Annotated in this window: 24 protein-coding genes; 10 read left to right on the forward strand and 14 right to left on the reverse strand. The window is 43.1% G+C overall.

Annotation, left to right across the window (positions count from 1 at the left end; translation table 11 throughout):
* Positions 1-148 precede the first annotated feature (148 nt).
* From PL85_RS15805 to PL85_RS15820, 4 genes are all read left to right on the forward strand, one after another.
* Positions 149-358, forward strand: coding sequence for a DUF3283 family protein (locus PL85_RS15805; protein WP_017046863.1), 210 nt, complete (start codon positions 149-151; stop codon positions 356-358).
* An 89-nt stretch (positions 359-447) separates the two neighbouring features.
* Positions 448-1164: a YebC/PmpR family DNA-binding transcriptional regulator gene (locus tag PL85_RS15810; protein ID WP_115339965.1), complete on the forward strand. Its 717-nt coding sequence runs from the start codon at positions 448-450 to the stop codon at positions 1162-1164.
* Between the two features lie 167 nt (positions 1165-1331).
* Complete coding sequence (locus PL85_RS15815; RefSeq protein WP_115339966.1) at positions 1332-2195, forward strand: NAD(P)-dependent oxidoreductase; 864 nt, start codon at positions 1332-1334, stop codon at positions 2193-2195.
* A 462-nt stretch (positions 2196-2657) separates the two neighbouring features.
* Entirely contained in the window at positions 2658-3893 is a 1236-nt protein-coding gene (locus tag PL85_RS15820) for an aromatic amino acid transport family protein (protein ID WP_214649673.1), read from the forward strand.
* Positions 3894-3928: 35 nt separating this feature from the next.
* Here PL85_RS15820 and makE read toward each other — a convergent pair whose 3' ends face one another.
* From makE to PL85_RS15850, 6 genes are all read right to left on the reverse strand, one after another.
* Positions 3929-4990 carry an alpha-pore-forming cytotoxin subunit MakE gene (gene makE / locus PL85_RS15825; protein ID WP_001076381.1) on the reverse strand — a complete coding sequence of 354 codons (1062 nt, stop codon included), beginning with the start codon at positions 4988-4990 and terminating at the stop codon, positions 3929-3931.
* A gap of 50 nt (positions 4991-5040) precedes the next feature.
* Complete coding sequence (gene makA / locus PL85_RS15830) at positions 5041-6159, reverse strand: cytotoxin MakA (protein WP_115339968.1); 1119 nt, start codon at positions 6157-6159, stop codon at positions 5041-5043.
* Between the two features lie 12 nt (positions 6160-6171).
* Positions 6172-7236, reverse strand: a complete 1065-nt coding sequence (gene makB / locus PL85_RS15835; protein WP_115339969.1) for an alpha-pore-forming cytotoxin subunit MakB — start codon at positions 7234-7236, stop codon at positions 6172-6174.
* Between the two features lie 11 nt (positions 7237-7247).
* A complete protein-coding gene (gene makC, locus PL85_RS15840; protein ID WP_013868236.1) occupies positions 7248-7643 on the reverse strand; it encodes an alpha-pore-forming tripartite toxin MakABE regulator MakC in 396 nt (131 codons plus the stop codon).
* A gap of 41 nt (positions 7644-7684) precedes the next feature.
* Positions 7685-8065, reverse strand: a complete 381-nt coding sequence (gene makD, locus PL85_RS15845; protein ID WP_115339970.1) for an alpha-pore-forming tripartite toxin MakABE regulator MakD — start codon at positions 8063-8065, stop codon at positions 7685-7687.
* 620 nt (positions 8066-8685) lie between these two features.
* Positions 8686-9573: a LysR family transcriptional regulator gene (locus tag PL85_RS15850; protein WP_013868239.1), complete on the reverse strand. Its 888-nt coding sequence runs from the start codon at positions 9571-9573 to the stop codon at positions 8686-8688.
* A 125-nt stretch (positions 9574-9698) separates the two neighbouring features.
* On the opposite strand from PL85_RS15850, the gene PL85_RS15855 reads away from it, so the two are divergent.
* The 3 genes from PL85_RS15855 (at position 9699) to PL85_RS15865 (ending at position 11680) form a co-directional block, all read left to right on the forward strand.
* Positions 9699-10337 carry an NAD(P)-dependent oxidoreductase gene (locus tag PL85_RS15855; RefSeq protein WP_017049335.1) on the forward strand — a complete coding sequence of 213 codons (639 nt, stop codon included), beginning with the start codon at positions 9699-9701 and terminating at the stop codon, positions 10335-10337.
* A 115-nt stretch (positions 10338-10452) separates the two neighbouring features.
* On the forward strand, positions 10453-11175 hold the full coding sequence (locus tag PL85_RS15860) for a sulfite exporter TauE/SafE family protein (protein ID WP_013868241.1): 723 nt from the start codon (positions 10453-10455) through the stop codon (positions 11173-11175).
* A gap of 73 nt (positions 11176-11248) precedes the next feature.
* A complete protein-coding gene (locus PL85_RS15865; protein ID WP_026027764.1) occupies positions 11249-11680 on the forward strand; it encodes a YccF domain-containing protein in 432 nt (143 codons plus the stop codon).
* 79 nt (positions 11681-11759) lie between these two features.
* Here the strand turns inward: PL85_RS15865 and PL85_RS15870 are convergent, their stop codons facing one another.
* Positions 11760-12626 carry a glycerol kinase gene (locus tag PL85_RS15870; RefSeq protein ID WP_115339972.1) on the reverse strand — a complete coding sequence of 289 codons (867 nt, stop codon included), beginning with the start codon at positions 12624-12626 and terminating at the stop codon, positions 11760-11762.
* Positions 12627-12867: 241 nt separating this feature from the next.
* Here PL85_RS15870 and PL85_RS15875 point away from each other — a divergent pair, with 241 nt between their 5' ends.
* A complete protein-coding gene (locus PL85_RS15875) occupies positions 12868-13725 on the forward strand; it encodes a Vmh family MBL fold metallo-hydrolase (RefSeq protein WP_047687631.1) in 858 nt (285 codons plus the stop codon).
* 15 nt (positions 13726-13740) lie between these two features.
* On the opposite strand, the gene PL85_RS15880 is transcribed toward PL85_RS15875, so the two are convergent.
* The 4 genes from PL85_RS15880 to PL85_RS15895 all read right to left on the reverse strand — a co-directional run bounded on the left by PL85_RS15880 (position 13741) and on the right by PL85_RS15895 (position 17058).
* A complete protein-coding gene (locus PL85_RS15880) occupies positions 13741-14148 on the reverse strand; it encodes a hypothetical protein (protein WP_094128607.1) in 408 nt (135 codons plus the stop codon).
* Positions 14145-14636, reverse strand: a complete 492-nt coding sequence (locus tag PL85_RS15885) for a methylated-DNA--[protein]-cysteine S-methyltransferase (RefSeq protein ID WP_019283044.1) — start codon at positions 14634-14636, stop codon at positions 14145-14147. The genes PL85_RS15880 and PL85_RS15885 overlap by 4 nt, the downstream gene beginning before the upstream one ends.
* A gap of 1 nt (position 14637) precedes the next feature.
* Positions 14638-15990: a DNA-3-methyladenine glycosylase 2 family protein gene (locus PL85_RS15890; RefSeq protein ID WP_115339973.1), complete on the reverse strand. Its 1353-nt coding sequence runs from the start codon at positions 15988-15990 to the stop codon at positions 14638-14640.
* A 177-nt stretch (positions 15991-16167) separates the two neighbouring features.
* A complete protein-coding gene (locus tag PL85_RS15895) occupies positions 16168-17058 on the reverse strand; it encodes a LysR family transcriptional regulator (RefSeq protein WP_115339974.1) in 891 nt (296 codons plus the stop codon).
* 148 nt (positions 17059-17206) lie between these two features.
* On the opposite strand from PL85_RS15895, the gene PL85_RS15900 reads away from it, so the two are divergent.
* Positions 17207-17566 (forward strand): MaoP family protein, encoded by a 360-nt coding sequence (locus PL85_RS15900; protein WP_013868249.1) that lies wholly within the window; start codon positions 17207-17209, stop codon positions 17564-17566.
* Between the two features lie 266 nt (positions 17567-17832).
* On the opposite strand, the gene PL85_RS15905 is transcribed toward PL85_RS15900, so the two are convergent.
* Entirely contained in the window at positions 17833-18084 is a 252-nt protein-coding gene (locus PL85_RS15905) for a DUF3081 domain-containing protein (protein WP_017044957.1), read from the reverse strand.
* A 311-nt stretch (positions 18085-18395) separates the two neighbouring features.
* Here PL85_RS15905 and nagB point away from each other — a divergent pair, with 311 nt between their 5' ends.
* The gene (gene nagB / locus PL85_RS15910; protein WP_064626540.1) at positions 18396-19196 is read left to right on the forward strand and encodes a glucosamine-6-phosphate deaminase; all 801 of its coding nucleotides are present in this window, start codon (positions 18396-18398) and stop codon (positions 19194-19196) included.
* A 127-nt stretch (positions 19197-19323) separates the two neighbouring features.
* Here nagB and PL85_RS15915 read toward each other — a convergent pair whose 3' ends face one another.
* Positions 19324-19620, reverse strand: a complete 297-nt coding sequence (locus PL85_RS15915) for a bactofilin family protein (RefSeq protein ID WP_305951630.1) — start codon at positions 19618-19620, stop codon at positions 19324-19326.
* A gap of 8 nt (positions 19621-19628) precedes the next feature.
* On the reverse strand, positions 19629-20576 hold the full coding sequence (locus PL85_RS15920) for a M23 family metallopeptidase (protein WP_094128595.1): 948 nt from the start codon (positions 20574-20576) through the stop codon (positions 19629-19631).
* Between the last annotated feature and the right edge of the window lie 234 nt (positions 20577-20810).

Genomic DNA, 20810 nt, shown 5'->3' on the forward strand with positions numbered 1-20810 from the left:
ACTTGTGATCAAGAGACAGGTGCATAGCCACCCTTTATATTTTCCAATTTTCTTGATTTCATACCGATAAATTGCACATTTATGCTCTTAATTTTCCTATGTCCTATGCTATATTTCGTGCCACGTATTTACCGATCTAGGCTAACTCATGTCCTTCAACCTATCTTTACTTGCCGCTGAAGAGAAAAACAAAGTAGAGCTCGATAAACAAGCTTCCTTTCTTGTTTGGAAACTCAAGCAAGGAAAAGCAGGGCCTGAAGCGATCACTCAGCAGCAGTCTAAAATTGCCAGTGAGGCCGAAAAAGAGTGGTTTTTACAATCGGTGAACAAATACAAAAGAGTGATGGGTGTTGCGTAGCATTCATGTCTTTGCTAAGTGGAAAATTGAAATGATCCCACTTTTTGCTAAAATCCCTCGCGTTAAATTGAATTAGAGAGATCATCCCTATGGGAAGAAGTTTTGAAGTGCGCAAAGCCTCAATGGCGAAAACTCAAGGCGCAAAAATTAAAGTCTATTCCAAATACGGTAAAGAAATTTACATGTGTGCGAAAAATGGTGGTTCGGACCCAGACATGAACTTGTCTTTGCGCCACCTAATCACAAAAGCGAAGAAAGACCAAGTTCCAGGCCACGTTATTGATAAAGCGCTAGATAAAGCCAGTGGTGGTGGTGGTGAAGACTACCAACCTGCTCGTTACGAAGGTTTTGGCCCTGGCGGCGCAAGTGTTATCGTTGACTGCTTAACAGATAACGGCAACCGTACGTTCCAAGATGTGCGTCAATGCTTTGTTAAAACGGGTGCGAAAATTGGTACTCCAGGTACCGTATCACACATGTTTGATCACCAAGCGGTATTTCAGTTCAAAGGGGATGATGAAGATTCTATCCTTGAAGCACTGATGATGGATGATGTCGATGTGACGGATGTTGAACTGGAAGATGGTGTGATCACTGTATTTGCACCTAACACTGAATTCTTCAAAGTGAAAACATCGCTAAATAATCAGTTCCCTGATTTGACTATCGATGTGGAAGAAATCACATTCGTTCCACAAACACACACACCGGTCACGGGCGAAGAGGTGGAGAAATTCCAGAAATTCCTCGACATGCTAGATGACTGTGATGATGTTCAGCAGGTTTACCATAACGCTGAGCTGTAATAGAGCGAATTAATGAGAAGCCGAGTGATTGACTCGGCTTTTTTTTATCTGTGCATTGCTAACCGTGGTCTTATTCATAGAGAATGACGCAAGGATACATACAGCCCACACTCAGTTACGTGTGTTCGTCCGTTTGGGCTGCTGGGTAATAATAAAAGGAGAAGTTAATGAAAGTCAGTTTTATTGGATTAGGGGTTATGGGATACCCTATGGCTGGGCATCTAAAAAACGCAGGATTTGATGTTAGCGTCTACAACCGCACTCAAGCTAAAGCGCAGCAGTGGGCGCAGCAGTATCATGGGCATGCAGCGCAAACAGTCGCAGAGTGCGTGCAAGATGCCGATGTGGTTTTAACCTGCGTTGGCAATGATGATGATGTCCGTAGCATAACGACCAGTGACGGCGGCGCGATAGGGGCGATGAAACGCGGCGCAATTTTGGTTGATCACACCACCACATCGGCACTGTTAGCCGAAGATCTGGCGTCTGCGGCTCATAAAGCGGGCATTCGCTTTATGGATGCTCCTGTTTCTGGTGGCCAAGCAGGGGCTGAAAATGGTGTGCTAACCATTATGTGTGGTGGAGATGCCGAACTGTTTGAGCAGCTGCAACCCGTATTTCGTGCTTATGGCAAGTCATCGGTGCTGATGGGGAAAGCAGGGCAAGGACAACGCGCAAAAATGGTCAATCAAATTTGCATTGCTGGCGTATTAAATGGCCTGTCGGAAGGATTGATCTTAGCGGAAAAGTCAGGGTTAGATATTGGCGTTTTGGTTGATTGTTTGAAAAATGGAGCCGCAGGTTCATGGCAGATGGAAAACCGCGCTGTGAACATGTCAATAGGTAAATTTGATTACGGCTTTGCCATTGATTGGATGATCAAAGACTTGGGCTTTTGTTTGGATGAAGCGCAACGAAACGATCTAAAATTGCCGATGACAGAAAAAACTTATCATGCTTACCAAGCCTTGTCTGAGCAAGGTGAGGGAAGAATGGATACTTCTATCCTTATCAAAGCCGTTAATTCATAAATATCACAGTTCAGAGATAGACTCAATTGGCCCTATTTAGGGCCATTTACACTGTAAACCTATAAATCGATTCCTATTTATCTTCTGGTCCCGCATACCTACAGTGTCTATCTGTGTGCCTCTTTTCGAAAAACAATTGTATAAAACCATGATCGCCTACCGATTAGGGAGGACAAATGTCCTTCATTTTTATTTGCTGTGCGTGACTGTGCTGGATAAATCGTCAACTAATTACATTTACTGAAAAATCTTAAAATTTGGTTTTTAGTTTCAATAAAGCCACATAAATCCAGTTTAATATGCTGTTAATTCGGTGTTTTCATGGTTTTCAATCCAAGCCAAGCCCCTTGATTATAGTGATTATGACCAAGGTCTCAAAATGATCATAATGATTAATAGGAGTAGGATTCGCGACATTATTATTTTTATATAAGTGAAAAAGTAGTGAAAGACACTAAGGAAATGGCTCATTTTAGTCATGTTCAGATTTCTAATTGGACTAAACACGACACCTATTGGCTACTCAGTTTATTTGGTACGGCCGTTGGGGCTGGCATTCTATTTTTGCCAATCAACATTGGGTTAGGTGGTTTCTGGCCATTAGTGTTAATGGTCTTACTCGCTTTTCCGATGACTTATCTCTCTCATCGTGGTCTTGCTCGTTTTGTTCTCTCATCGCGCCGTCCTAATGCCGATTTTACCGACGTTGTTGAAGAACACTTTGGCCAAAGGGCTGGTCGCTTGATCTCTTTGCTGTATTTCCTCTCTATTTTCCCAATCTTACTGATTTACGGTGTCGGTCTAACTAACACGGTTGATAGCTTTTTGGTTAATCAAGCGCAGATGGTCGCTCCCCCTCGGGCGCTACTTTCTGGTGGCTTAGTCTTTGCGTTAATTGCCATTATGCTGGGTGGTGAGAAGATCATGTTGCGCGCTTTTGCTGTTATGGTTTATCCATTGGCGGCTATTTTATTATGTCTCTCGCTCTATTTGATCCCGTATTGGTCAGTGCCGTCATTAGTATTGCCGCAAATGAGTGATTTCTTACACACAGTGTGGTTAGCCATTCCTGTCGTGGTGTTTTCTTTTAGCCACGCAGCGGCGATCTCAAGTTTTGCCAATGTTCAACGTCGTCATTATGGCGTGCTAGCGGATAAAAAATCAGAGCAGATTCTGCGTTACACCAGTCTTGTATTAATTCTGTTTGTCTTGTTATTCGTGTTCTCTTGCGTATTGGCTTTATCACCAGAGGCATTGCAAGAAGCAAAAGTGCAAAATATTTCAGTGCTGACTTACCTTGCCAATGTCACAGATAATCCCTTTATCGCCACACTAGGCCCTTTAGTGGCGTTTATTGCCATTACCTCTTCCTTTTTAGGGCATTTCCTTGGTGCGCGAGAAAGCCTGACTGGATTGCTGTGTAAAAACTTTGGCCTGTCACTGCGTCTTGCTGGGCGACTCACCATTGCGATTTTGTTTGTCACGATTTGGATTGTCGCGATACTCAACCCCAGCATTCTGGGAATGATGGAAGCGTTTTCAGGCCCCGTGATCGCTATGATTCTGTTTATTATGCCGATGATTGCTGTATTCAAAGTGCCATCGCTGGCGAAGTATCAACAGCAGATGAGTACACCCTTTGTCATGGCAATAGGGTTATTGGCGGTATCGGCATTGCTTTATAACTTGCTCAATTAAATCAGCCATTGGCTCCGTCACTGGAGCCAAATCAATTACTTGATTTGAGCTTTTGTTATTTGAGGTTGTGCATTATTGAGCGTTGATGCTACCTCCAGAATATCTTGCCACTCATTGTAAGCTGATTGGTACCAAACTTGCTCCAGAATGACCGCTTGTGAATCTTGTGCTTTGGTAAGGTTAGAAACGACGTTGTTGGTTTCATTGTATAAACTGAGCACCGTGGTTTGTAGTGTATCTAAGGATCGGCTGATCGCCGCACAATCGTTGTTAACTTGATCGACACTTAGCAATAGGGCATTGAGAGACGCGATTTGTTGTTGATCTTGAGAGAGCGTTTGTTGATCGTGGTTGATGGTATTTAAAGATGATTGGATATCGCTTTGCAGGCTAGATATTTCACTTTGTGCTTCTACAATAGAGCTAACACCAAACCCTGCCAATATCAAAGAACCTCCCAGTGTAAACGGAGCAAGCACCACGCCAAAAATCGTTTCAAATATCCCTTTCTTACGCTGCGATTGAGCATTCGCAATGGCGGTTTTAAATGCTGCTATCTGTTGTTTCATTAGATCAATTTGGGCGTTAGTGGCGATAATTTCTGCTTGGATGGAAACTTCTTCTTGCTGGATCTGTGCAATAGTTTGTTGCAATGTGTTATGAGCATCTTCCACTTGGCGAGCCCAAGCATTCAATCCCTCATCATAACGTTTTATATTTGATGTAAGACTTTGAATCGGATTTTGTAATGTTAAGATTAATGAAGTGAGCTGCTGTAGTTGGGCGGTATCAAAACGGGTTTCTAGTGCTTTGAATAACGTTAAAATTTGAACATTAGAATCTTTGAATGTATTCGCAATGGAAAGAACACTGTCCATAATGTCATTTGAAAAATATAAATTACCACTCAAACGCCATTGCCGTACCAGTTTTTGCACCGCATTTAAATTTTGTTCTACCTGAGCATACCAATGTTCTGCATTGCCTTGATCAATATAAGTTTCAACAACGCCTTGGCATGCAGAATTTAGTAACACCATAGCGCTAATAGATGCAGGAATGTCGGTTTGAAGTTGCTCGCTGGCTGATTGATTCATGATGGTCCTCGAAAAAGAATAAAAGGGGGCGTAACCCCCTTTAGTAATGTTTAAGCTGCTTGTTTTACTGCAGGTGCTAACTCTTTCGTTTCGATAGCTATTTTTGCGCTAGCTAGCTGTTTAGCAAGTTCAACCGCATCATCCCATTCGTTTTTCGCTGCGTCTGACATCACTTTTTCCATAATAATGCTCTGCATGGATGCACCATTATTAAGCTTGGTTACTACATCATCTAACTCGTTACCAAAGACAGTCCACGTCGTTTCAAAATCAGATAATACTGATGTCGATGTTTCAATCGCTGAAACGACGGCGCTACTGGCATTGGAAAGCCCCTGTAAAGCGATAATCTGTTGCTGATCTTCAGCTTTTTGTTTTTGTTCTTGCGCGATGCTGTCGTAGTCATCATCAATTTGATTTTGTAATACGCCCCACGTAACACCACCAGCAATAATCGATGCCGCGCCAACGGCTGCGATACCGCCGGAGACTACCGCTGCGGTGCCAGCGGTGCCAGCGGTTGCGACGGTAAGCGCAACGCCTGCGACGAGCATAAAGATGCCAACACCAACCGCAACTTGTGCATAGACTAGATCTTTATTCAGTTTCTCAATGGCTGCACGATTGTTGTCTATTGCGTTATTCATGCTTTCAATATCTGTTTGTAAATCAATAATTGTTTTTTGAATATTGGTCGCACCATTGACTAAGTCATCATGTGCCGCTTGCATTTTAACACCCCAATCAGAGAGTTCCTTATTCATCCCTTTGACTGTGGCTTCGATACCGCTGACTTGAGAAGATAGGGCGGTCATAATCTGTGAAGCTTGCTGAACCGTTGTATTGTCTTTGCCACTTGCTGTTGGATCCGCTTTATACAACTCATGAATGGCATCGATTGATGCTTGGAAAGTGGCGTCAAAATTAATTACGCTGGAGGGAATCGATGCTGATACTTTTGGTCCTAAATCATCAATCCATTGCTTAGCAACCAGTTTTGCTGAGTCTAATTTTTTACTCAGGTCATCAAACCAATCTGGTTTTACCGTAGGTGGCGTAAATTGTGTATTTAAAATGGCATGGCACTGCGCTGTGATGACTGTGGTTGCTAAAAATGCAGATTGAGTAGTTTGCTGTGTTGGGTTCAACTGAGTAACTTGTTGTAGCATTGTGTATCTCCTTTACTGTTCTTGAATGGTGTTATTTAGCGTGTTGACTAAAACGGGTTTTCCAATGTTTGGCGGTAAACTAATGAGTTGCACAAATTCTGAAATGGTTTTCCATGAGGCTGAAGCAATCTTGATGGTTTGCAAATCAGTCAATAGGGCAGGGTCTGAACCGCTTTGTAAGGCGTTGATCAGTTCGTTTACCTTGTCTAATTCGTCTTGCCATAACAATGAAAGTGCTGGCAAGTTATCATCAATCTTTAGGAATTCTTCGCTCATGTTGCTGAGGGTTTGAATAATGGCTTTAGTAATGGCAGCCGCTTGTGCTTCTTCACTGGCTAGTGTTTGTAATTGAGTGAGTTTGTCTAAATCTTGTTGTACCTCTTTCGCGCTCGATATTGTGCTGTATGCACTGTAACCAACCGTGAATAGCGCACCAGCAAAGGAAAGGAATGGTACAGACGTCGTTGCTCCCATTACGACACCGTAGGAAATAGTGACCATACTTTGTATGTAAGCTTTTCCTGCTCTTAATTGGGCCGCCGTGACATTGGCTCCTAAACTGGCAATGGATTGCGATAGAGAGCCTATCTCTGTTGCAATCCGTACCATTGCTTGTTCTTCGCTCGCAAGTTCATTCCAGCCATCTTGAATGCTGGATGCGAGCAGCTCCTCTGCATTTTTCGCTTGGCTGTAAGATTTCGTGAAAACTTGCTGAGCTTCATTTGTTAACGTGATATTTTGCTTTAACGTTTTTTGCAATAATTGTAAGCATTCAATCCATTGCTTCGTACTTGTTATCGCCTTACTGTTTTGTGCGCAGGCATCGAACGTGGTCTGATAATTAATAAACGATGTAATAATTTGCGCAAAAATTTTAGGCTTTTGTTGCATAAACTCATTCATTACCGCTCTTAAGATCTCAGTCCTGCTTCGAACTTCTACGAGCCAGTTTGGATCTTTTGCTACATGGCCAATAAAGAGAGAGTTGCACGTTGTATCGTAGTTACTAATACCTAAAAAATCAGTATATACGTCGGTAAGCATATTTAATGCGGTATCAACATTTGGGCTTAACATGAGTTCGCCCTCTACAGTGAAATAACGAGGAAAGGATCAAACGTTAATCTTGCACCATCAATAGACAAGGTCGCATTGTATTGTTGTGTGCTGGCTTGTCCTTGCGCTTCAACTCGGCCTTCCCAGAATTCATCACCGCTTAGCCCTTGTTTAGTGGGTATACAAACTCTGTCATTTATCATTTGCCCATTAAACTCGACAATATCAACTTCATTGTCTGGTGAAATAGCGACAACTCGCCAGCATAGTAATTGGCCGTCTTTACAGGCTGTTTTTAACTCAGCTTGGCCTTCATTACCCGAGCCCATATATTTATTTGTATCAATGAGATAAATGTTACTTTGCAGATCTCGACTTGCAAGCGCTGCTGCTGCATCTACGACCATGAGTATTTCTACTTTTTTCATACAATGTTCCTTATTTAGATGGAGTTATTGAATAGATGGAGTTATTGAACTTCGAGATAAGGTGACAAATTCATTGTTATTCCGTTTATTGAAAGAGAAATGGTATATAGATAACGCCCAGTATCCCCGCGAGTCTGAACTCTACCTTCCCACGCGTCATTAACAGGGCTTGGTAAGCAAGCTTTTTGATCAATCATGTCGCCAGAGAATCCCGTTATATTGACTTCGTCATCTGGCGAAATGGCGCAGCTACGCCAGCAAATAAACTGACCATCTTGAGATACCGTGTGGAGTTGGCACGTTCCTTCATCCCAAGAACCAAGCCATTGGTTACTATCAATTAAGTAAACGTTATCCATTAAGCTCGTGGTTGTTAATGCTCCGGCACAATCAACCACGATAAGTATTTCTATTTTTTTCATTCAATACCTACTGACGTTTATTTATGGATCCACAGAATATCACTGTACTGATTTAACCATTTCGAATGGTTTTTGTGGTTATATCTATTAAATATTATTGATATTAGTGTTGATATTTACATGTTTATAATCTTTATGTGGCTAAATATAGTTAGTGATTTCAGTTAATCAAGGTTGCATAACTAATATGTACATATCAGTATGTAAATAAAATAATTTTATAATGATATCAATGGATAGATCTTAAGTTTAATTTCATTTTTGTTATTTATTAAGCGCTTAATTTGATGGCTTAATCATGTTTTTGCGTGAGATATTGAAAGGGATAATAAATGCTCATTTACTTGATGAAATTTTTATTTCATGGTTAAACGATGATTTCAACGATGCTGATTATTTTTACTTAATAGTATTGGGTGATTTATCAATATTTATTGTTGATTGTTTTAGTGTAAGTAAAAATATATTTTTACTTAACTTTTTAATAGGTAGGTGGTATGTCTGTGAGATAAATGAGGTCATCTACAATATTAATTATAGATAATTTCATTTTTGGCATTAACGCTATGTTTAATCTAGCTAATAATATTGATTAAATTATTAGCTAGAATGACTTAACGCTAAGCGATGAGATCGTTTTTCCAGCTTTGAGCGATGAAATCAATGAATTGGCGAACCAATGGGGTTTGATAGCTACGAGAAAGATACACAGCCCATAGTGCGCTGCTTGGGCTGTGAAACTCTGGCAAAACGCGTACTAGTGTTCCTGAGGCGATAAAGACATTTGCAAGATCGCATGGTAGCCGTACGATGCCTTTGTGATGTAGGGCAGCGCGGCATAAAATTTCCATATCATTAGCGCGGATGTTGCCATTCACGGTGACAGAGAGCTGTTCATTGTCTTTAACCACATCCCACTTGTTATTACTCATGTGCACAAAGCAGTTGTGCTGGGTTAAGTCATTGGGTGTATTGATAGGAGGGTGTTGGTTGAGATAGCTAGGGGAAGCGCATATGACGGTGCCGACGCTCATTAAACGGCGAGCGATGAGCGTATCATCCGGCTGTTGGGTAAAACGCAGGGCAATATCCACGCGTTCATCGACCAGTTGTGAAAGGCGATCTGAAGCGACAATGTCAATTAACACATTGGGGTGTCGTTGCGTGAAGTCTTCAACAACGGCCAATAACATGTTTTGAGCAAGGCCTATCGGCGCGGCAATGCGAATGGTACCGTTTAAGAGTTGTGACTGTTCCAACGCCCGTGTTTCAAGTTCGGCAGTTTGGTGCAAAATTTGTTCGCAACGGATTAAAGCCTCTTCACCGGCGGTGGTTAGGCTGACTTTGCGTGTCGTGCGGTGCAGTAACCTCTGCTTTAACCAATCCTCAACTTCTTGGACATGACGTGACACTTGTAATCGACTTAAGCTCAAGTTGTCTGCGGCTTTGGTAAAACTGGCAGTATTTGCCACTTCGATAAAACTGCGCATGGCGGTTAGTCTGTCCATGGTAGGCCTTTATTAGATACGAATATTGATACAATCTACATCATTTTTGGGTGTTTTTCCTCCTTCGTTTAACTACTAGACTACAATTGTTGTCGAGAAACAGAAACCGAATGAGGAAATAAATTATGAAAATTGCAGTATTAGGCGCATCAGGTTGGATTGGTAGTCACATTGTCAATGAAGCAAAAGCACGGGGCCACGAGGTGATCGCGTTAGTGCGTGATTCAAGTAAAGTTGATGCTGAAGGTGTTAGCGTTCAACAATTTGATTTACAACAGCCTTTGTCAAAAATTAGCGCTGCGTTAGCAGGTGTTGATGTCGTGATCGCTTCTATCGGCGGACGTGCAGCGGGCAACCACGATATTGTTGCGGCTACAGCGCAGAAACTGCTGTCAGATCTACCGCAAGTGGGTGTGGATCGCCTACTGTGGGTTGGTGGTGCGGGTTCATTGGAAGTCGCTCCCGGTATCAAATTGGTGACCGTAGAAGGTTTCCCTGAAGAGTACAAAGGGGAAGCATTAGCGCAAGGCGAAGCATTGGATCTCTTCCGTGCGAGTACAAGCAAGGTTAATTGGACATTTGTTAGCCCGGCCGCTGAGATTTTTCCGGGTGAGAAACAAGGTGCTTACCGTGTGGGCGGTGACGCTCTATTGTCTGATGCTGAAGGTAACAGCAAAATCTCAGTCAGTGACTATGCCCTCGCGATGATCGATGAGTTAGAAAGTGCCGCTCACCCTCGTCAACGTATTGGTGTTGCTTACTGATACCAGACCGATAGATCAATTTGGCTATTCTCATGATCGAAAATTGCTGATAACGTGAACGAAGTAATGCTCTCTATGGGCATTACTTTTCTTTGTTTCGCTTATAGGCATTTTAATGGAAATGTTCAGTAGTACGGCGCTTATCGCCATGTTTCTTATTTTCTTGGGTTCATTTGTGCAAACGGCGATTGGTTTTGGTTTAGCGATCGTCGCAGCGCCCTTGCTGTTCTTGATCTCCGCCGACTACGTTCCTGCCCCCATTTGTATCGTGGCGCTGTTTATTTCTATCTTGAACGCCTTAAAGCATCGCTCGAACATTGAGCTTGGCGGTTTAAAAATGGCGCTGATTGGTCGCGTTCCCGGTTCAATTGCGGGCGGTATCCTTCTGGTTTTAGTCTCGACGGATGTACTGGCGTTATGGCTTGGTTTATTGGTGTTATTTGCCGTGGCTGTTAGTTTATTGCCGTATCGCATCGAACCTACCCCGATAAAAATGGGTATTGCGGGTTTTTTCTCCGGCTTCTTTGGCACCAGTTCCGCGATTGGTGGGCCGCCGATGGCGTTGATCCTACAGCATCAAGAAGCGAATCAGTTGCGTGGTAATCTTTCGGCATTTTTTGTGTTTAGCTCGATCATCTCTTTGATCATTCAAATACCGGCAGGTTTTCTGACGTTGCATCATTTATGGATAACGATTCCGCTTATCCCCTCAGCTTGGTTGGGCTATAAGTTGGCGATGATGACCACGCAATCACTGCCCAAAGATAACATCCGTTTCGCTGCGTTGCTGCTTTGTACGATAAGCGGCGTTACGGCGGTATGGCATGGTTTAGCCTAGCGTTAATCTTCCGTTCAGGTCATGCAATGATACTGAAAGGGTTTATGGATCTATTTTGTACGGAGTAGTAGTGATGAGAACAATCGGCAATATTATTTGGTTTTTACTGGGCGGAGTGTTTATGGGGCTCGCTTGGTGGTTTTTTGGTCTCCTTGCCTTTATCAGCATTATTGGCATTCCATGGGGGCGTGCTTGCTTTGTTATCGGTAACTTTTCGTTTTTTCCTTTTGGACAAGAGGCGATTTCCCGTGATGAATTGACCAATCAGCAAGATATTGGTACCAGCCCATTTGGCTTAATCGGCAATGTGATTTGGTTTGTTTTCGCTGGTTTTTGGTTAGCCGTTGGTCATATTTTATCGGCGGTGGCGTGTTTTATTACCATCATTGGCATCCCTTTCGCACTACAGCATTTGAAACTCGCGGTTATTTCTTTGGCTCCGATTGGTAAAACCATCGTCCCGAAAGAAGAGGCGGCGAGAGCTCGCTATTCTTCTTATCGTTAATATAGGTTTTGTTTTTTGCTCCTTTTCTCTCGTGTTGCTCTCTCAGTGACGAGGGGAAGGGGGCATCTTGCCAACGCGATTAATACGCTTTAATCCCAAACTCTCGCAGTTTTCTAGGCAGAATGTCATCTAAATGCGCAATGTCTTGCGGGTGAATATTAATCAGAGCAAAGCCGTGATCGTGGTAAATCGCTTGAGTTTGTAAGCGCGTTTTTTCGTCGGTTGCGCCACTATCTGAGCCCCAATATTGTAAATAGACTTTCCCTGTTGGCAGATAAAAATCGCACATCACATCAGCTTCTATCGGCAACTGACGCTCATAAGCGTGGACGACGCCCGCCAAATAGAGCCAATTATCGATCAATAATTCGCCGGTCGAGCGAACATAGTGGCCGTCTAAGGTGCGATGTTTTGCCTCAAATTTTTGGCGAAAGTGGGACAATGATTTATCGGTCGATTGGCTGTGAGCCTCTTGCCCTAAAAATTCGACGATGGATTGTTTCAGACGTTTATGGCGAGTCACCGTATCATGCCAAACAACAAATAATTGCTCAGAAGCTTTGTCTTCACGTTGCTGGGCGCCAGCTCTGAGCCCAGCCTCCGTTACTTGCCAGCCTTTTTTTGTTTTAGATATCCAGCCTAACTCACTCAATAGTTGATTTATTTTTTTGGGGTTGAGCCTGAAATGATCGCCAAGTTGAGTGGCACTTAACGTTTTCCCGCTGGTGGCTTGTGTGTCGACGAGCAAGTTTTCCGGCCAGACAATAAATTGGCCATATTGCGTGTGCTGGGCGTATTCGCCGCCAAATTTTGCTCCCAGTTCTGTTAATACCCACTTGTTGTCGAAGCGGTTAATGTACCCTGCTTTTTGGAGGTTACTGAATAGTTGTTTAGCGTCTGTATTACGCAATTTAGCCAGTGCCGAGGTTGAATGTTTTTCTACCATCGTTCTCTCCTATCTCTCTTGAAATCGATCCAACAGATTGATATCCCTACCTTACTTGAATTTTTAATAAATGACAGTGTGAGAGCATGAGATCGTTTTTAAAAAACGGAGTGGTTTGAGTGAATAATGCTTTTATTAGTATCTTAAATTGAATCAGTGAAGTTCATTATTGGATCTATTTGTTCTAAATAAAAAACAATAAGATGTTATTACTTCGAACAATGAATGAAAGGTAAACACAATGACAATTTCAAAACCGTTGATAACGGGTTTTTTGCTAGCAAGCACTTCTTTCTCAAGTTTAGCCGCATTGACGTTTCAAACGTACAACCCAGGGGAAAATGGAGTCTTTCCAGTTAGCTCAACACTGATCAGTGGTGAGAAACAAGCGATTTTAATTGATGCTCAGTTTGGTACAAAAGATGGCCAAGCTTTAGTAGACATGATTAAGCAGTCAGGTAAAGAACTTAAGGCCATCTATATTAGCGCTGGTGATCCTGATTATTATTTTGGTCTAGAACCGTTGGTTTCGGCGTTTCCTAACGTTGATGTTTTAGCAAGCCAAGCGATTGTTGAGCATATCAAGTCGACGAAAGACGCTAAGCTACAGTTTTGGGGCCCGATACTAGGAGAGAGTGCGCCAAATAAAATTATTGTCCCTAAGATTTTTGACCACAGCGAGTTTTCATTAGAAGGTGAGAAGATCGAAGTGAAAGAGCTTAATACACACCAAGCTTACTTATGGGTGCCTTCTGAGAAAACGATTGTCGGTGGTGTAGCGGTTGTCTCTGGTATGCATGTTTGGACGGCTGATAGCCAAACCCCGAAAGCGCGTGGTGAGTGGGTTCAAGCTTTAGAGAAGATGCAGATGCTTAAGCCAAAGAAAGTCATTCCTGGACATTATTTTGCTGATATACCGCAGGGTGTCGAAGCCGTAAAATTTACTAAAACCTACTTGGCGAAATTCGAACAGGCTATTTCAACCTCGAAAGACTCGGCACAAGTGGTATCTAAAATGGTCGCAGCTTATCCAGCGCTTCCAGGTAAAGAGGACCTTGAATTAAGTGCGCAAGTGAATATGGGTGAGCGTACTTGGTAACAATATCAACGCGAGTTATTGGCTCGCGTTTTCTACTCCAGACGGTTTGGCTTCAACATTGCCTGTTTTTACCCATACGTTACTCAATTTATACATGGCGCAGACACTGCATGTCAGCACTTCTCCTTTGCCATGGATCACAAGCACGATATCTTCTCGTTTTTCTTTCGAGTTATTGCGTAGCTGGATCGTCAGTTGATTACCATCCACGCTGTAAGCGCGAGACCAGTGCTGAGTTTCAGATTCAGCACGTACAATACCCTCTTCGAAAATCAATAAGTCATCATTGAACTGGTTGTCATAAGTCCCTTTGAACTCATAAGTTTCACGGTTTAACCAACGTTCAAGGTCATCTTGAAAACAGCCTTGCAAAGTGGCTGTAAGGACGAGAATACTGATTGATTTTGCCGTAGATCTTATCATGTTGCTGCAACCTCTGTTGTTGTTCGCTCAAGTTCTAATAAGCTCGCTTTACGGTTTAAGCCCCCCGCATAGCCAGTGAGTTTACCACTTTTTCCGATCACTCTATGGCAAGGAACGATGATCGAAATTGGATTTCTACCATTGGCCAAGCCGACAGCCCTTACGGCTTTGGGGTTACCGATCGCCTCTGCAATCTGTTGGTAGTTCCAAGTTTCGCCATAAGGTATCTTGCATAATGCTTGCCACACAGATTGTTGGAACTCGGTGCCTTTTGCCGCTAAAGGTAAAGTAAATATAGTCCGTTTCCCGGAAAAGTACTCATCTAACTGTTTGATAGTATTGATGAGTATAGTGCAGTGTTCGGATTTTACCCCTAACTCTGTTGGCATGGTGGTTTCGGTTTCAAACCAAGCCCCCAATAAACCTTGCTCGCAGGCTTGCAATGTCATGATTCCTAAGGGGCTGTGATAGTGGGTGAAGCTATTCATATTAGTAATTCCAACAGTGAAAGGTGGCGTAACTTCCCCAAGGTGAAACCTTGTCTGCGTTCAGCTCAGGAAAATGGCTTAATGCCTTCTTAACCACCAAATCAGTGTCTAGAAAGCAATCTGAATCGGACTGACCTCTTAACCTAGCGTAGTTTACGGTCCACGGCCCAATACCTTTTAGTGAAAGCCAAGCATCCATATCGGCTTCAGGGTGTTGGCACATGAATTGAGCAAAGCGTGTTAAGGTCTCTTTTCGGCTGTGTGGCATCTTTAAAAAGTGCAAATCAAGCTGTGCGATTTGTTCCGGGCTTGGAAAGTAACTGCTCGTATTTTGAGCTGGGTTCACCGCATCGACTAATCGATTGAGCTGGCCAATGGCTGCTTTTATCGAAACTTGTTGACCTAAAATAGCTCTGACTCCCGCCTCCCAACAATTCCAAACGCCGGGAATGCGGATTCCTGAACGAGTGACTAAACCCGGAGCGCAGTCTTCCAAATAGGCCTCGATGTGGCTGATGTCGGCTTCGAGGTCAAATAGGCGGCGTAGTTTTGCCACCAAGTAACGCAGTTTGGTGATGTCTTGCAACTCGAATTCAACCTCTAAATGGGTCGCAGAGTTTAAGCTGGCACGAAACCAGCCGGTCGTATTGTGTATGTTGAAGGTGCGTTGATAATGATTGTTACTGACCTGTTCAATGGTGTTTACTGCACGTAATCGATAGAAATCTAGCATATGCTGCCAATCGAAAGGGCCGCGAAAAGAGAGTGTTAATAGGTTTTTTGTCATCAATGCTGTTTTAGATTGTCGCACTTGGCTGGGGGTCAGTTGCAACGTTTTGATAAACGCATCGTTAAAGCGGCGGGTACTGTTGAACCCACAAGCGAATCCTATATCGGTAATGGACAGAGCACTGGAATGCAACAACTGCTTAGCAAACATCAACTGATGGTACTGAGCATATTGTTTCGGTGACACTCCTAAATGAGTTTGAAACAGTTGTCGTAGATAGCGGTCACTGATCCCCAAACGTTCGGCAAATTGAGCCAGATTGCTCGATTGTAATTCACCTTGCTCAATAAGCTTGATTGCACGCAAAAAGGTGGTTTCAACCCCTTTCCATGCCCAAGAATGAGGTGCACTGTCTGGGCGGCAACGTAGGCATGGCCGATAACCCGCTTGTAGAGCCAGTGCGGAGTTGGCGAAGTATTCAACATTCTTTTCTTTTGGCAGGGTTGCCGGACATATTGGGCGACAAAAGATGTTGGTTGTTTTGACGGCAACGAAAAATCGTCCATCAAATCGCGGATCACGGCTAGTGCGAGCTTGTTGGCATTGTTCTTTATCGAGTTCCATCCATGGTGCCATTTGGTATAACGAGCCTTATGCAGTTTTTATAAGCTAAGTGTATGCATGAATTCTGTCGATACTAGCCATTTTCGGAACTGGATGGCTTTTTCTGCGGCTTCTCTTGAAAAAGGATATTCATAACGCTGTATTCAATACCCGCTACAGCGTTATGAATTTGTTGGGTCAGTCGAGAATGACCTCGCCCGCTTGTTGTAATGAGTAAGCACTACTAGGGTTGATGTTTTTGACTAACTTTTCCACTTGCATAATGGCTTCTATCGATGAGCTGTTTTTTCGGTAGCTGAGGAAGATGGGACGCTGCCAATCTTCCACATTGTCAATTCGATACAATTGGCCAGAGTGGATAAAAGGTTCAACAAGTGAGGTAGGAAGGTAAGCGCTTCCCCCTTTTTCTAAAATGAAATCAAGTGCGATACGAGCGGTCGAGGTGCGCAAATAGGGGGTTGGCGTCTTCGGATGTCGCTCAGCATGCTCGGAGGCGAAACGGCTTCCCCAATCGACGTACACGTATTTATTATCAAAGGCGGTTTCCAGTATGTCAGGACGAGTCGAAACCAACACCAGTACTAAATCTGCGACTTTTTTGCAGTTTAGCTCTTCGGCTTTAATTGGGTCAAAGGCAAACGCCATATCTAAGGTACGCTCCAGTAGGCTGCGGTTGAGCTGCTCGCGCCCCATAACTTCCGCCATAAACCCATAACCGCTAAAAGCATCAGTCACAACGCTTAAACAGTTTTGTAGATGAGCATCCCAAACGTTGGGCGTTCCCCCTAATGTCAGCTGTAAAGCTCGGCCATTTTCCAAAGAGAGCTCAAACTTGGCTTGTTGCAAGGTTGCCACCATCACTTCGGCATAGCCAACGAGTCGTTCTCCTGCCGATGTGAGCTTTATGTTGTTGCGATCACGCGTAAACAGTTGAGCATCAAAATAATTTTCTAATTGCTTGATGCGTGCGCTGACGGCGGCTTGGGTCAAATAAAGGTTTTCAGCTGCTCGCCCAAAATGACGTACTTTGGCGAGTTCGAGAAAAGTGCGAAAAACTTTTACATCCATATTAAATCCTCTGAAATTACCCCGTCAGATTAACAAGGAAGTGCAATTATGACGATAAAAAATTTTTGTTTTTCTTTTCGGAGATTTACGCCTAATTTTCGCGTGATCTATCGCTACATGGTAGTAGCGCCATTCACATGAGGTTGATATGTCTGAGACTGAATTCCGTCACGGAAAAAAACGTTTTTACGACAATACAAAGTTTCCACGAGGCTTTGCTAAGTCTGGTGATTTTACTCTTGCAGAAGAAGAACTTCTCGCCATTTATGGTGGTACCATGCTTGGTCTTGAATCTGGTGAACTCACGCCAGAGAATGCCGAAGAAGCTCATTTTGTTAAGGCGATTGAAAACCCAGGTAAAGCGAAATCTAAGTTAGAGCGTGTCTGGTTGAAATACACTCAACTTGCTCGTGGTCGGAAGCGTTTCCATACGTTGAACGGTCGCAATAAACCTGAAAGTGGTGACGACTATAATGATGAAGAAGTTAGCTTAACGGAAGAAGATTAATCTGTATCTCTAATGCAGGATCTTAAGCCGTAATTTGGTCAGCTTTCTCATTTATCTCTTCAGCCTTATTGTCTCAATAGGGCTGACAAACTCGCTCGCATCGCCTTTCATATAAGAGATCTCTGTGCAAAAGAGTGTGACTCAATCAAGATGAGAAAAGTGCTTTCGCTCAAAGCCCTAGTATTGATGATTCACTCGGGCTTTGCATTATCGCCACTCTGCTCATTTGGTCGCGCTTAGCCAATCCATGAGCTGGGTCAACACCGCTACTTAGCCAAAATGGCTACTTTTTTTAAAAAGCTGTCGCGTAGATGCTCTTGGTCATAATCGAGATGGTAGGTATTGTGGAAGCCAACTTTTAGCTCCACACCATTTCCTCGCATGTAAATGTTATAGCCGTCATAGTCTGAAAAAGCTTCGATACCTTCATAGATTTTCCCGAACTCAGTCGGTGTACCATGCGCCATTACTGTTTCATAAGCATGGAGAATTTTCGCGGGTTCAAGTTCGTTTTTCATGGCATTTGCTCCTTTCTTGCTTGTTACTCCAAGTATGGGTAATGAATGCACGCTTCGCCAGATAGTGGAGTGATAGCGACTCAAACTTTACTTAATTTTATAGATGAATTTTTATCTCATTTGGTTATAGCATGTGCCGTATTAGTTAAGCTTACCTGTAGAAATTGCTACAAATTTAAGCGCATTTCTGGTTGAGATTTGAAGAAAGAGCGAAAATTTGACCTAAAACAATGGCAGTTACCCAATACTTATTTTATAATGCGAATTAATGTTCTATTACACCATAATATTCCAATAACTAGGGGCCAATCATGAGACTTATCCCGTTAAAACAGGCTGCACAAGTCGGCAAGTGGGCAGCAGCACACATCGTAAAACGTATCAACGCATTCAACCCAACGGCAGACCGTCCTTTTGTATTGGGTTTACCTACTGGTGGTACACCATTGACGACTTATAATGCACTGATTGAAATGCATAAAGCAGGCGAGGTGAGCTTTAAGCATGTCGTGACATTTAATATGGATGAATACATTGGTATTCCTGAAAATCATCCGGAGTCATACCGCTCATTTATGTATAACAATTTCTTCAATCATATTGATATTCAAGAAGAAAATATCAACTTACTGAATGGCAACGCACCAGATGTTGATGCAGAATGTAAGCGCTATGAAGACAAAATTAAATCATACGGCCGCATTAATCTATTTATGGGTGGTGTGGGTAATGATGGGCACATCGCGTTTAACGAGCCTGCTTCTTCACTTTCGTCACGCACTCGCATTAAGACACTGACAGAAGATACACGCATTGCAAACTCTCGTTTCTTTGATGGTGATATCAACCAAGTTCCTAAATACGCGCTAACGATTGGTGTAGGCACACTGCTAGATTCAGAAGAGATCATGATTTTGGTGACAGGCCACAATAAGGCGCTGGCTTTGCAAGCGGCCGTGGAAGGAAGCGTCAACCATTTGTGGACAGTCTCCGCACTACAACTTCACGCGAAATCAGTGATTGTATGTGATGAACCATCGACTCAAGAACTAAAAGTGAAAACCGTAAAATACTTTGCGGAATTAGAAGCAAAAAATATCGAAGGTTTCTAAGTCTCTCCCTGTTGGGAAAGGACATTCATAAACAAAAGGCCTGCTAACATCAGCAGGCCTTTTTACACTTTGTAGCAAATGGGACTTTCTATCAAATGGGGAAGTGCGAACGAAATCGGTAGTTGAATTAACCTTCAGCAGCGATTTTCGCTTCTTTTAATTCAACTACTTGTTTCTCCGGGGCAGGGTAGGTTACTCCATTAAAGCGCCCACCTTGTTCAATGCTCAAGTCGTCGCTATAAATAGACCCTGTGACGCTCCCTTTGCTTAAAATTTCAATTTTAGTCGCGTGACATGTGCCTTGGAACTCGCCATTAATGATGATGTGGCCTGCGTACAGCTCACCATTAACCGTGCCTGTTTCACTAATGACGATGGTTTTATCAACGTGCAATTGACCTTCTACCGACCCGTCAATTTGAATGTCGCTTTCTAACCTGAGTTCCCCACTAATGGAACAGCCTTTTGCGATGAGAGTTGTAGCTGAGTGCTGACTCTTAGCTCGACTTTGTTTACTAAAGATTCCCATCGGATACCTCTTACCTTACTAAATATCGTTTCAAAATCATTCACGCCCCAATCAACAAAAGGTCTTGGATCTAATGAACGGCCGACAAATCGAATTTCATAGTGCAAATGTGGGCCAGAAGATAACCCACTGTTTCCAGAATAAGCAATTAAGTCGCCCTTCTGTACAAAATCGCCCCCTTTCACGGCAAATTTTTGCAAATGAGAATAGGAGCTGGTAAATCCATAAGAGTGCTGTAAGCGTAAAAAATTGCCTGACCCTTTATCACTGGCGCGAGTGACTTCGGCAACGCCATCGGCTGGTGCATAAATTGGCGTGCCTATGTTAACCGCAAAATCTTGCCCGCGGTGAATTTTGACGTTGCCAGTGACAGGATGAATACGCTCACCGTATCCTGACGAAATTCTCGCATTATGCACAGGTGCACCGCTGGGTATTTGGGTCAGCATCACCATTCTAACTGAAGAAGTGATAGCGGCGGTGTCTAAACGTGATTCTAATTCCGCTCCGCTTTCATCCATACCCAATACTTTTTCAAGATCGCCGAGCCTGTCTGAAACAACCTGCATCTTTTCTTCTCGTTCGAGCAGGTCATTCTCTAAGCTGCTTTTTAGCTCCTTTAAAGAGGTGACTTCTTCGGTCAGTGACATCGACTGGCTCTCTAACTCTTGTTGCTTGAGTTTAGCAAAATCAACTTCATCAAGAAGGTAATAGATAACGCCGCCAGTGGCGAGAATGCTGGCAACCAGCACATAGCCAAAACCTTTTAAAAAATGTCGGAACCATTTACCGAGATGAAAGTGCTTCGTCCCATGGATGGATGAAACGGAAACAACCACTCTTTCTTTCATGAATTCGTTCACAGCGTCTATGGTTAACAGTACAGCCGATTCTAACAGGGAATGCTCAGGGTCAAAACATTTTGCGTTGTAAGGCTATACTCGTCCCACCTCTTATTGTTCGGTTTGTGAATTGGAGCGTATCCTTGGCCTGCTTTTAGAGGAAGCTCCGATGTTGTTAGTAAAAAAAGCCATATTAATGTATGAGCTAATATTAATATGGTTTTGTGTATATAAGTTACAAAA

Source organism: Vibrio anguillarum (assembly GCF_001989995.2).
Classification (GTDB): Bacteria; Pseudomonadota; Gammaproteobacteria; order Enterobacterales; family Vibrionaceae; genus Vibrio; species Vibrio anguillarum.